Annotated in this window: 9 protein-coding genes; 2 read left to right on the top strand and 7 right to left on the bottom strand. The window is 66.4% G+C overall.

Translation table 11 applies throughout. The annotated features are described in order from the left end of the window. Positions 1–5 precede the first annotated feature (5 nt). From RMO01_RS14835 to rhmD, 7 genes are all read right to left on the bottom strand, one after another. The gene (locus RMO01_RS14835) at positions 6–2768 is read right to left on the bottom strand and encodes a TonB-dependent receptor (protein WP_309629836.1); all 2763 of its coding nucleotides are present in this window, start codon (positions 2766–2768) and stop codon (positions 6–8) included. Positions 2769–2912: 144 nt separating this feature from the next. Further along, entirely contained in the window at positions 2913–4361 is a 1449-nt protein-coding gene (locus RMO01_RS14830) for an oligogalacturonate lyase family protein (RefSeq protein ID WP_309629835.1), read from the bottom strand. Positions 4362–4386: 25 nt separating this feature from the next. Then, entirely contained in the window at positions 4387–6708 is a 2322-nt protein-coding gene (locus RMO01_RS14825) for a hypothetical protein (RefSeq protein ID WP_309629834.1), read from the bottom strand. Positions 6709–6774: 66 nt separating this feature from the next. Further along, complete coding sequence (locus RMO01_RS14820; protein ID WP_309629833.1) at positions 6775–7677, bottom strand: amidohydrolase family protein; 903 nt, start codon at positions 7675–7677, stop codon at positions 6775–6777. A gap of 12 nt (positions 7678–7689) precedes the next feature. Continuing rightward, entirely contained in the window at positions 7690–8445 is a 756-nt protein-coding gene (locus RMO01_RS14815) for an SDR family NAD(P)-dependent oxidoreductase (RefSeq protein WP_309629832.1), read from the bottom strand. Then, positions 8442–9293, bottom strand: a complete 852-nt coding sequence (locus RMO01_RS14810; protein ID WP_309629831.1) for a fumarylacetoacetate hydrolase family protein — start codon at positions 9291–9293, stop codon at positions 8442–8444. Before RMO01_RS14810 ends, RMO01_RS14815 begins: the two co-directional genes overlap by 4 nt. 15 nt (positions 9294–9308) lie before the next feature. Continuing rightward, positions 9309–10502 carry an L-rhamnonate dehydratase gene (rhmD, locus tag RMO01_RS14805; protein ID WP_309629830.1) on the bottom strand — a complete coding sequence of 398 codons (1194 nt, stop codon included), beginning with the start codon at positions 10500–10502 and terminating at the stop codon, positions 9309–9311. Positions 10503–10639: 137 nt separating this feature from the next. On the opposite strand from rhmD, the gene RMO01_RS14800 reads away from it, so the two are divergent. Continuing rightward, positions 10640–11437 (top strand): IclR family transcriptional regulator, encoded by a 798-nt coding sequence (locus RMO01_RS14800; protein ID WP_309629829.1) that lies wholly within the window; start codon positions 10640–10642, stop codon positions 11435–11437. Between the two features lie 23 nt (positions 11438–11460). Further along, positions 11461–12222, top strand: a complete 762-nt coding sequence (locus tag RMO01_RS14795) for an SDR family NAD(P)-dependent oxidoreductase (protein ID WP_309629828.1) — start codon at positions 11461–11463, stop codon at positions 12220–12222. Positions 12223–12227: the final 5 nt, after the last annotated feature.

The following is a 12227-nucleotide window of genomic DNA, read 5'->3' as shown; positions in this document are numbered from 1 at the left end:
GGAGATCAGTACTTCCAGCGCAATCCGATGGCGACCTCGCGGCCGGTGTGACGGTAGTCCGAGACCCGGTCGAGGACATCGACGTAGCGATCCACGTACTCGTCGGTCATGTTGATGCCTTCCAGCGACACCGTCATGCTGTCGGAGAAGTCATAGGACATCGAGAAGTCGATGTTGGTCGTGTCGTTGACGCCCTCTTCCGAGTTGCCGTTCGCGCCCGGGAAGGACAGCAGATACTGGCTGCGGTGAGCCGCCGAGACGCGGGCCTGGAACGGACCGTCCTCGTAGTAGAGGGTGGCGTTGGCGGTGTTCTTCGACTGGCCCGTCAGGCGGTTCTTGCCGGCGGTGCCGTAGCTGACTTCAGAGTCCACGAAGGTGATGTTGCCTGTGAAGCCGAAGTTCGACCAGAAGCCCGGCAGGAAGGTGAACGGCTGCTGGTACTGGATTTCGACCCCGTCCAGCGTACCGCCCTGGCCATTGATGCGACGCGTGACCTGGAAGATATCGGTCGGCTGAGCCGCGCCCTGCAGAAGTTCGAGCGGCAGACCCAGGGTGTTGTAGGCCAGGCCCTCGGTGACCGAGGTGATGAAGCTGTCGATTTCCTTGTGGAAGACGGCGACGGCCAGCAGACCTTCGTTCTGGAAGTACCATTCGATCGAGGCGTCATAGTTGGTGGCGCGGAACGGGTTCAGCAGCGGGTTGCCGTAGGACACCGTGCGCGTCGTCGGGGCCACGGAACCGCCCGGGGTCAGGTCGCCCAGGGTCGGACGGGACATGACCTTGGCGGCGCCGAAGCGGACGAGCAGGTCCTCGCGAGGCTCGAACACAAGGTTGAACGAAGGCAGGGTGTCCGAATACTCGTTCTCGGTGGTGACGTAGTTGAAGCTCGGCACCGGCGGCGTGCCGGCGGTCACCGTCTGCCAGCCCTTGGCCGTGACCTCGGTCGTGGCGTAGCGGATGCCGACGTTGCCGCGAACGACCCAGCTTCCCAGCATGGTGTTGAAGTCGGACTGCAGGAAGATGCCGTTGTCGGTCTCGTCCACCTCGCGCTCGCTGCGGTTGGCGACCAGCGGGTTGTTGTAGATGCTCAGCGTCCGGGCGAGTGCATCGATGTCCGGCACGATGAAGCGCAGATCCGTGCCCGAGGGCGCGTTGACGTAGCCCCCGATGTCGACGACGCGACCGACCGCGTCGACGCCGACAATCCGGTCGGCGCCAGTCGGGCTGGTGATGGCGCGCGCCAGACCGAAGGTCTCGAAGGCATAGGTGCGGTACTCGCCGCCCAGCTTGAAGCTGATCGAGTCCGTCCAGTCATAGGCCAGGGCGCCGGATGCGACATTGTTCTCGAAATTGCCGCCGCCGTTCGAGCGGGTGGCGTTGACGAGGGTAAAGCGCTGACCCGAGGTGACGTCGAAACCATAGTCCAGCAGCGGCTGGCGATTATTGTCTCGCGCATCGTAGGTGTAGGTGTTGTTGGCCGCCGTCTCGAACCGATAGGCGACGTTCAACGGCGTGCGGGCCTCCGAGCGGTTGACGCCCAGTTTCAGGGTGCCGTGCAGGCGATCGGTGAAGTCGTGACGGGCGTTGAGCGACGTCTGGTAGAAGTTGCTTTCGTTGCGCGTGAAGCCGTTTTCGGCAGCCACGATCATGTTGTCGAAGACGCCATAGGAGAAGGCGTTGCGCGCCGCATCGATCTCGTATGCGCGGACGACGACCTGGTTGACGGCGGCGCGGCTGAACGACCAGGCCTCGATGTTCGGGCTCTCGGTCTCCGAGTTGAAACGCGACCACAGCAGGTCAAGATTGACCTCGGTGGTTTCCCTCGGGCGCCACTGCAGGGCGGCGGTCATGCCCAGACGATCCTCGAAGGTCTCGCCGAGGGTGTAGCGCGGGATGCGCGGATAGAAGGCGTTCAGCACCGTGTCCCGTTGCGCCGTGGTGGTGCAGGGAATGCAGCCGCCGAAATTCTGACCCCGGCCGTAGGGCGAGCCGGTCGTCGGGTTGACGTTGGCCGCGTCGCCGCGCTGCCAGCGGGTCGTGTTGAAGCTGCCCAGGACCGGGGCCCGTTCCGAATAGGCGACCGACACCAGGGCGCCGAAGGTCTGGTCCTCGTTGGACCAGCTCAGCAGGCCGGCGAGGCGCGGGATCGTGGTCTCTGACAGGTCGTTGTAGGAGGCCTGGGCCGAGAGCGCCGAGCGGAAGCCGCTCTCGTTGAAGTCCAGCGGGCGGCCGGTCTGCAGATCGACGGTGGCGCCCAGCGAACCCTCTTCGATCTCGGCCGACTGGGTCTTGCGGACGCGGATCGAGTTAAACAGCTCGGATGCGAACATCGAGAAGTCGAACGAGCGGTTGCGGCTGCCGCCGTTGGCCGCCTGGGCCTCCAGGCCGTTGATGCGGGTGCGGGTGAAGTCGGATCCCAGACCGCGAACCGAGATGGTCGTGCCCTGGCCGTTGACGCGGTCGATGGTCACGCCCGGCAGGCGCTGGATGGCCTCGGCCAGGTTCTGGTCGGGGAAGTCGGCCATGTCCTCGGCCAGGATCGCGTCTACGGCGCCCGCCTCGTTGCGCTTGATCGACAGGGCGCGCTGAAGGCTGGAGCGGAAGCCGGTGACGACAATCTCGTCGACCTGGGTCTCGTCCTGCGCCGCAGTGGCGGCCGGCGCGGCCGTCTGGGCGGCGGCGATCTGGGGCGTAACGGCGACGGCCAGCATGGCGATGGCCGATGCGCTGGACGCAAGCGTGACTTTGACCTGGCTGGACCGGCTCATGTGTCTTCTCCCCGCCCGGCGCTCATGGCACCGGTGTCATTAGTTGATATGGCGTTGCGACCTTTGGGACGGCAACCCGTTCCACTTACTGCAACAGCTTCTCGCTTATTGCAACAGAACAGTAGAGCCACACCCCAAAGACCGTCAGGGCCGGGCGACCTCGACCGCATAGACGTGGTTGCGGCCATGCATGTTGGACACGAAGACGATCCATCCGCCGTCAGGGGTGAAGGTCAGATTCGGCTCCAGCCGGTAGTCGTGACGGCCCATGTCCACCAGCCGTTCGGAGCGCAGATACTCGACCGAGATCAGCTCTGGCTGGTCGCTCATCGGGTCTCCGTCGATGATCGGCTCAGGCTTCAGCAGGACGATCCATTTGCCGTCCGGCGCATGGGCGACCATGTCCCCGTCACCGCCGTCGCCGGCGAACAGGGTCCCGTCCTGCGAGGCGTTGAAATGGACCGACCAGTCGTTTTGTTCGACGCGGCGATAGGTTCGCTTGCCCGTCTCCAGATCGACCGAGGCGACCCAGAAGACCTGACCGCGCGGAGTCTGCAGATCGTAGTGGACGGACTTCCCGTCCGGACTGAACCATTCGTGCCCGAAGATCTCGAAATTCATGGTCCGCTGGTGGGTCTTGCGCAGGCCCGTGCCGTCGGCGCGAATGGCCCACATCCGGTCGACCCGGTGCCAGGGCCCCTCGTGGCAGAAGATGATCTGCTGCGGGTCGGTCGGCGAGAACTGGGTGTGGCCGATCCACTCGTTGGTCTGGTGGATCACCCGTCGCTCGCCCGTCGCGATGTCGATGACGAAGATCTCCATCGGGTAGCGGGCGGCCCAGCGCTGGAGCATCCGCACGCCCTTGGCGCGAGCGAAGTTCAGCGGGCGGCCGTCAGGGCCATTGGCCGCATACTCTGCCTGATCGAAGCGGCGATTGCGGGGATCGGGCACGCTGGGCTGCAGCGGCTCCGATCCATAGGCCACGAAGCCCAGCAGCATCGTCTCGTCCGCGTTCACCGAATTGATGTTGCCGTTCGGAACGCGGGCGATCTCGCGCGAGACACGGGTGTCCACGTCGATGACGAAGATGGTCTTGGCCCGGTCCATAAGCTGGACCTCGCCCGGCGCGGTCACCGAGTAATAGACATTGCGCCCGGCGCGACCGGTGAACATCAGGTCGGCATGCTCGTCCGGAACCAGCACGCTGACTGACCAGTCCGACAGGTCGACGGTCGAGATGCCCTGGGGCGTGGAGATGACCATCAGGTCGGGCGCGCCGCCCTTCTTCGGCACGAACATGTTCTTGTAGAAATACGGCTTGCCGCCACCGCCGTCCGGCGAGATGCGGCGGACGCGGTGACCGGTCTTTTCGTCGATCCACTCGGTCGGGACCGGGCCGTCCCAGGTCGGAAACTCCGGCGGGGTCTCCTGCACCGAGGGCGGGGCCGTGTTCGGGGCGGGCCAGACCGGCGTCTCGCCCGGCGCTGGCGTCGAGACGGCGGATACAGTCTGTGCGTTCGCGGCGTTCGCGAAGGCGCCGACAGCGGGGGCGGCGAGCAGGGCCTTGAGGGCAGTGCGGCGCGAGGTCGTCATCGGGGCGTTCCTCTTGTTCTTGTGATCACGGTGCGGGCGTCAGGCCTTCGACCCGGACGGTCCAGCCATCCTTCGGGAAGCCCGGCGCGTGTCCGGTGGAGCCGTCCCAGCCCGCCGCCATCAGGCCCACAGCCATCAGCAGCGAGCCGTTCGACGGGAAATAGGTTTCCGCGGCGCGGCGGTAGCCGGGGCCATCCGGGTTGATCGCCATCGCCACCCCGCCGGCTCCCGCCGAGACAGGCACCAGTTCGTCGGCGTGCTCGTCCAGATGCACGCGCGGCGTCATGCCGGTAACGCCCCACTGGTTGTTCTTCAGGTCGGCGAACAGCCAGTCGACGGCTTTCTCGGGTTCGCCCAGACGCGCCGCCGTCATCGCCATCATCGGGAAGTCCCAGCCCCAGGTCTGGCGCACGTCCCAGTTCGTCTCGACCGCCTCGAAGGTCCGGCGCATGGCCTCAGGATCGATCCGCGCGCCGGGGATGAAGCCGAAGGCCATCAGGAAAGACGGGTGGTCGCGGTTCTTGCACTGAGGTGCGGCTGCGTGCTCGCGGCATGCGTCCGACGCGGCCGTGGCCCAGAAGTCCTGCACGCTCTCCACCGGCAGGTAGAGCCCGTCTCGCATTGGCGGCGGAGCGATCCTCGCCAGGACCTGATCCCAGTCGGCTCGGCGGGCCTGACCTCTGCGGACCCGCCACTGTTGGGCCGTCTCCAGCCCCCAGCGGAAATACTCCAGTTCGAACGTCGGATTGATGGTGGTCAGGGGATCGTAGTTCTCCTGCGCCGGGATCAGGGGCGTGCCAAGATTCAGCCGGTCGCCGTCGGCGATCGGCCAGGAGGCGAGAAGATCCGCCGAGGCCTCGACCAGTTCGCCGTAGCGGTCGAGCACGGCCGGGTCGTTGTCAGCGCGCCAGACCAGTTCGGCCAGCAGGATCGGATGCGGCTGCTGCCACATGATGAAGGGTGAGACGAGGCTGGGGCTGTTGCGGCCCTCCGGCCCCGTCATCTTTGGCCACCAGGCGCCCTGCACGCCATGTCGCGCGGCCTCTGCGCGGGCGTTGTCGAGGTTGCCCAGATACCAGGGCAGGCTGCGCTCCAGCAGATCGGCATGTCCCCACATGGCCTGCCAACCGGAATGCCACGGATGCATTTCCAGATGGAATTTGCCGTACCAGCTGTTGGAGAAGAGCCCCTCCTCCTGCGGCGGCAACTCCCCTGCCCCGTTCACGGCGGACAGGTACTGCGACAGCACCACGCGGCGCTCCAGCTCGGCCGCGCGCGGGTCGGTGCTGCCCGAGAAATCGACCGCGCCGCCATCGCTCCAGAAGTCATGCCAGTGGGCCGTGACGGCGCGAACGCCGTCGGTGAAGGCGGGCGTCGCCGCGGTAGGCTCGGCCTGATCGAAGCGCACCATGACGGTCAGGCGGTCGCCGGCGCTCGCGGTGACGTCGAACGCTGCATCTCCCGCCCGGGTGACCCGGCCGTCGCCCACGATGGCGGAGATGAAACTGGTCTCGTCGATGGTGCGGACAATGCGTGTTTCGTGGTCGGTCTGGGCCACGATCGCAACGCTCTGGGCCCCTTCGTTTTCTAAATTCGTCGGGTCCGGATTGATGGCCGGATCGACGCCCGGATAGCGGACGCGGACACCCAGGCCGGCGCGTTCGACAAGCGGCGAGGACACCTCGACCATGACCATGTCGAGCGTCGGGTGAACGCGGGTGATCACTTCGACCGCCTGGCCGTCATAGGCGAAGCGGCTGGTCAGGGCGCCGGTCCACAGGTCCAGGGTCTGGGTCGTGCCGGTCACCCTGGCGAAGTCCAGCGGCCGGCCGTCGGCCAATGTCAGCCCGATCCGGCTCAGCGAGAACCGGTGCGGATTGGCGCGCAGCCAGGTGTAGGCGGGGTTGGTCTCCGCATCCGCCCATGACCGCATCCAGGCGTAAGGCTGCTCGCCACGCCCGGGGACCGGCACCTGGATGAGGCCGTTCTGTTCGGTGTAGCCCTGAGGATTCGGAAAGGTGTGCCAGGCCCACTGGGCCATGGTCAGCAGGGGGGCGAGTTCGGAATACTGCTCGGGGAAGGTCTGGAGTCCGGTGATATCGGCGGTGAACCCGAGGTCCCCGTTGCCCAGCATGATCGGCGCGTGCCGGTCGATCGCGGTCAGGGTGATGCTGTGGCGGCCGACCAGGGCCTGACGATCGATGGGCGCGGCAAGCGCCACGGCCGAAGCAGGCGATACGGCTCGTTCAGTCGTTTGGGCGCAGGCCGCCATGGGCGCGGCCATGAGAACGGCCAGACAGGCGGCGACGATCGCGCGCTGCGTTTTCAATGGGGTCTGGATGACCATGGTCGTCTCCTGGGGGTACTCAGGCCCGGCCGTCTTGGTGCGACCTCGGGCGATACTGGGGGCAAATCAGATGCGGTAGATGGCCTCGGCGTTGGCGGCGAAAAGGCGGTCGCGTTCGGTCGGGCTGAAGTCGGACGTGACCGCGTCGAACGCCGAAAAGACGGCGTCGAAGGTCCCGTGCGCGCGGTCCACCGGGAAGTCGGAGGCGAACATCGCCCGCTCCGTCCCGAAGGCCTCGATACACTCCAGGACGACCGGGCGGACGCTGGCGACGGACCAGTTGCGATCGGTGATGCCGAGGCCGGAAATCTTGATGGAGACCTGGGGCAGGGCGGCGAGCAGGCGCAGGCCTTCGCGCCAGACCGCCATGCCCGCGTCGTCGCGATCGGTAGGCAGACCCGCATGATTGACGATCAAGGGGATATCCGGATGGCGCGCGGCGATGGCGGCGGCCGTGGCCATCTGGCCCGGATAGAGTTGCAGGTCGAACGACAGGCCGTGACGCGCCAGCTTCGCCAGCCCCGCCTCCCACGCCGGATCGGTCAGAAGGTCGCGGTCGGTGTAGGTCTTCAGGGGATCGGCGTGCCAGCAGACGATCTGGCGGATGCCGCGCACATTGGCTCGCGTAGCGTGCAGTTCCAGCAACCCGTCGAGATCCGGGTCCAGCAGGTCGGCGCCGGCGACGATCCCCTGGGGGTAGCCGTAGACGTCGGCCATGGCCTGGAGCCACTCGGTCTCACCGAGTTGCGCACCCGTCGGCTGGCCCGCCTCGACGTGGACGATCTTGTCCACGCGCCACGGCTCGGCGTCGGCGAGGTAGTCTTTCAGGAGGTAGTTCCGGTGGGCGATGCCGCTCATGTCGCCCGCGGGATTATTAGGCAGGGGATCGTCCTGCAGCCAGCCGTAGCGGGCGCGGGACAGATCCCACAGGTGGACGTGCGGATCGACGATGCGAAGGTCCGACGCCACCTGCACGCCCTCCTAGTAGGTCGTCCGCCCGCCCGACGTGTCGAACGTCGAGGCGGTGGTGAAACTGCATTCCTCGGACGCCATGAAGCAGACCATGGCGGCGCTCTCCTCGACTTCGCCGAGGCGGCCCATCGGGATCTTGGAGCGCATGTAGTCGACCTGGCTGGCCGGCAGCTGTTCCAGGATCGGGCTCTCGAACGTGGCGGGGGTCAGGCTGTTGGCGATGACGCCTTTCCCGGCCAGTTCCTTGCCCAGCGACTTGGTGAAGCCGATGACGCCGGCCTTCGACGCCGAGTAGGCGCTGGCGTTCGGATTGCCTTCCTTGCCCGCGACCGAGGCGACGTTGACGATCCGGCCGTAGCCGTTCTCGAGCATGAAGGGGACGACCGCGCGCGAGCAGTAGAAGACGCCGTTCAGGTTGATGTCGACGACCCGCTTCCAGCTGTCGATCGGGAACTCGTGCACCGGTACGGTCGCGCCGGTGATGCCGGCCGAGGCGATAAGGATGTCGATCTTGCCCAGCATCTTGTTGGCCTCGGCCGCCGCGGCCGCGACAGCGTCGGGATCCGACACGTCCAGCGCCACGAAATGCTGTGCGCCGATCTCGGCGGCGGCGCCGGCCAGGGCGTCTGCGTTCAGATCCCACAGGGAAACCTGACCGCCTTCCTTGATGATGCGCTCGGCCGAGCATTTGCCCAGGCCCGAGGCGCCGCCGGTGACGATGGCCGTGCGGCCCGCGAAGCGGCCGGTGTAGACTGCGGCGCTCATCGCGACCACGCCACGAAGGTCTGGCCCTGTTCGCCGAGCTTCTCGATGCCGAGGCGGACGGTATCTCCCGCCTTCAGGTACCAGGGCTCCGGCTTCTGGCCGAGGCCGACGCCCGGAGGCGTGCCGGTGGTGATCAGGTCGCCGGGTTCCAGCGTCATGAATTCCGAGAGGTAGGACACGATCTCGGCGACGTTGAAGATCATCGTCTTCGTGTTGCCGGTCTGGACGCGCTTGCCGTTGACGTCGAGCCACATGTCCAGGTTCTGGACGTCGCCGACCTCGTCGGTGGTGACCAGCCAGGGACCGACCGGACCGAAGGTGTCGCAGCCCTTGCCCTTGTCCCAGGTCGGACCGCGCTCGATCTGGAAGGAGCGCTCGGACACATCGTTGATCAGGACGTAGCCGGCGACGTGGTCCAGCGCTTCTTCCTTCGTGACGTAGGAGGCGGTCTTGCCGATGACGACGCCGAGCTCGACCTCCCAGTCGGTCTTCAGCGAGCCACGCGGGATGACGACGTCGTCGTTCGGTCCGTTCAGGCAGGTGATGGCCTTGGTGAAGACGACGGGCTCGGCCGGGATCGGCAGGTTCGATTCCATCGCGTGGTCGGCGAAATTCAGGCCGATGGCGATGAACTTGCGGCTGCCGTTGACCGGCACGCCATAGCGGTGCTCGCCCTCGACCAGCGGCAGGCTGGCCGGGTCGATCGCCTTGAGCGCGTCCAGCGCCTCGCCGACAAGCTGGGCCGGGGTGATGTCGGCGACGACGCCCGAGAGGTCGCGGATGCGCCCGTCGGTATCAAGCAGGCCGGGCCTTTCGGCGCCCTTGGGGCCGTAACGCAGCAGTTTCATCTGGGGTCTTTCGTCTTAGCGCGCGTAAGGGCGGTGCAGGGCGATGTCGCGGTTCAGCTCGACGCCGAAACCGGGGGTGTCGGGGACCTTGAGCCGGCCGTTCACGGGCACGGGCTCGCCGATCAGTTGCGGATGGAACATCGGCACGACCTCGTCGGCGCCGGGGGCCATCATCAGGAACTCCGCGAACGGGCTGTTATGGCGCGTCACGACGAAGTGGTAGGAGTAGACGCTGGATCCGTGCGGGATCATCAGCACGCCCTTGGCGTCGGCCAGGGCGGAGATCTTGATCAGTTCGGTGACGCCGCCGCACCAGCCGACGTCCGGCTGGATGATGTCGCAGCATTCCATCTCCAGCAACATGCGGAAGCCCCAGCGGGTGGCCTCATGCTCGCCGGTGGTGACCAGCATCCCCTTGGGGGCGGCCTTCTTCAGCGCCTGATAGCCCCAGTAGTCGTCGGGGCTGAGCGCCTCCTCGATCCACTTCAGACCCAGCTTGTGCGCCTCGTGCGCCAGACGGGTGGCGTAGTTGAGGTCCAGCGCCATCCAGCAGTCGAACATCAGCCAGAAGTCGTCGCCGCAGGCGTTCCGCATGGCCTCAAGTTCGGCGAGGTTCTTGCGCAGCCCCTCCTCGCCCTCGGCGGGTGCGTGGTGCAGAGGCATCTTGCCGCCGATGAAGCCAAGTTCCTTCGCCTTATCCGGCCGCGCGCCGGTGGCGTAGAAGGTCAGTTCGTCTCGGACCGGGCCGCCAAGCATGGCGAACACGGGCTCCTGACGCAGGCGGCCGAGCAGGTCCCACAGCGCCAGATCGACGCCGGAGATGGCGTTCACGACCAGACCCTTGCGGCCATAGTACTGGGTCGAGAAATACATCTGGTCCCAGATCTTCTCGACCTCGGACGGATCGCGACCTTCGAGGAAACGGGCCAGGTGTTTCTCGACGATATAGGCGGCGGGTTCGCCGCCGGTCGTCACCGCAAAGCCGACGATGCCGTTCTCGGCCTCGATCTCGACGACGAGGGTGCCGAGCACATTGATGCCGAAGCTGCGGCGGCTCTGGCGGTACTCCGGATACTTGGCCATCGGGGTGGCGATATGGTCGTCAATCCAGTGGCCGTCGCCCTGATCGTGATAGTCGGCGCCGCCGCCAGAGCCGTCGTTCTTCACGACATAGGCGCGCACGGCCTTGATGCGAGACAGACGGCTCATCGCAGAATCGCTCCCCGTCGATTGTTTCCCATATTGCGGGATGACACTGGTGTTTCTCCGCGTGTCGCGTCAAACTCGTGGTCCAATTGACCGCCGACTTGCGCGTTTTGCTACATTCTGAAACAGGTGATTACGTGATGGGACAAACAGCGTCAATCGAGCTCGAAGCTGAAGAACCGGCCGCCGGCAAGGCGTCGGGCAGTCAGACCCTGATGCGGGGTCTGGACGTGATTGAGGCGTTGATCGACGGTCCCCTGCCGCTGGCCGACCTGTCGGAGCGGCTTGAGCTGACGCGCAGCACGACGCACCGTCTGGCTGCGGCGCTGGTGGACCGCCGCCTGCTCTCCTTCCGCCCGCGTGAAGGTTACACCCTGGGCCCGAAACTGCTGGAGCTGGGTCACGCCGCCAGCCAGCAGATGCACCTGCCCCGCATCGCCCGGCCTTGGCTGGAGCACCTGTCGGCCCAGACCGAGGACACGGTCCATCTCGGCGTGCTCGACGGTCACCACGCCCTCTATCTCGACAAGGTCGCCGGCCGGCGCCGGATCAACATCGGCTCCAGCCTGGGGGAGCGCCATCCGATCGCCTCGACGGGTCTGGGCAAGGCGCTGATCCTGGACAAATCCGAACCCGAGTGGACCGACTTCTACGCGCCTGACGGCAAGCCGTTCGATTCCACCGCCCGCGCCGTCTGGCTGGAGCGGATGCGCGGCTATTCATCCAAGGGCTACGCCTTCGACCTTGAGGAGAACGAGGATCAGATCCGCTGCGTCGCCGCCCCTGTGCGCGGCGTGGACGGCAAGATCGTCGCCGCCGTCAGCGTCTCCAGCGCCGCCCAGTACATGTCCGACGCCCGCATGGCCGAGCTGACCAAGACGGTCACCGACGCGGCCAACGCCATCAGCCGGGACCTCGGCTGGGCGCCCAAACCCTGAGATACGAAAGCCACGGAGCTCGCATGCTGCTTGAAAACAAGGTCGTCCTCGTCACCGGGGGCTCGCGCGGCATCGGAGCGGCCATCGCCATCGAAAGCGCCCGTCACGGCGCCGACGTCGCGATCCACTCGAACAGGGGCGGCGAGGTCGCGGTCGAGGTGATCGCGCAGATCGAGGCCCTGGGCCGTCGCGCCATCCACATCGAGGGCGATGTCGCTGAACACGAAAGCGCGGCCGCCTTCGTCGGCGCCGCCGTCGAGGCCTTCGGCCGCGTCGACGTCTTCGTGTCGAACGCCGGCATCTGCCCCTTCCACGCCTTCCTCGACATGCCGCCGGAGACGCTGAAGCGGACCATGGAGGTCAATCTGCACGGGGCCTATTTCATGACCCAGGCGGCGGCCAACCAGATGGTCAAACAGGGGAACGGTGGGGCCATCATCGCCGTCAGCTCGATCAGCGCCCTGGTCGGGGGCGAGTACCAGACCCACTACACCCCGACCAAGGCCGGCGTTCACAGCCTGATGCAGTCCTGCGCCATCGCGCTGGGCAAGCACGGCATCCGCTGCAACTCGGTCCTGCCCGGCACCATCCTGACCGACATCAACAAGGACGATCTCGCCGATCCGAAGAAGCGGGAATACATGGAAAACCGCATCCCGCTGGGTCGTCTGGGCCAGCCCGACGATCTCGGCGGACCCGTCGTCTTCCTGGCCTCCGACATGGCGAAATACGTCACCGGCGCGGCCCTGCTGGTCGACGGCGGCATGTTCGTGAACCTGCAGTAGGCACA

Source organism: Brevundimonas sp. (assembly GCF_031412435.1).
Lineage (GTDB): Bacteria > Pseudomonadota > Alphaproteobacteria > Caulobacterales > Caulobacteraceae > Brevundimonas.
Note: the sequence above shows the minus strand (reverse complement) of the source record. Positions and strands in the feature narration are given on the sequence as shown.

Coding starts and splice junctions, on each gene's coding strand:
- rhmD (WP_309629830.1), bottom strand. CDS start 10,502: ATGAGCCGTCTGTCTCGCATCAAGGCCGTGCGCGCCTATGTCGTGAAG.
- RMO01_RS14795 (WP_309629828.1), top strand. CDS start 11,461: ATGCTGCTTGAAAACAAGGTCGTCCTCGTCACCGGGGGCTCGCGCGGC.
- RMO01_RS14800 (WP_309629829.1), top strand. CDS start 10,640: ATGGGACAAACAGCGTCAATCGAGCTCGAAGCTGAAGAACCGGCCGCC.
- RMO01_RS14835 (WP_309629836.1), bottom strand. CDS start 2,768: ATGAGCCGGTCCAGCCAGGTCAAAGTCACGCTTGCGTCCAGCGCATCG.
- RMO01_RS14815 (WP_309629832.1), bottom strand. CDS start 8,445: ATGAGCGCCGCAGTCTACACCGGCCGCTTCGCGGGCCGCACGGCCATC.
- RMO01_RS14830 (WP_309629835.1), bottom strand. CDS start 4,361: ATGACGACCTCGCGCCGCACTGCCCTCAAGGCCCTGCTCGCCGCCCCC.
- RMO01_RS14810 (WP_309629831.1), bottom strand. CDS start 9,293: ATGAAACTGCTGCGTTACGGCCCCAAGGGCGCCGAAAGGCCCGGCCTG.
- RMO01_RS14825 (WP_309629834.1), bottom strand. CDS start 6,708: ATGGTCATCCAGACCCCATTGAAAACGCAGCGCGCGATCGTCGCCGCC.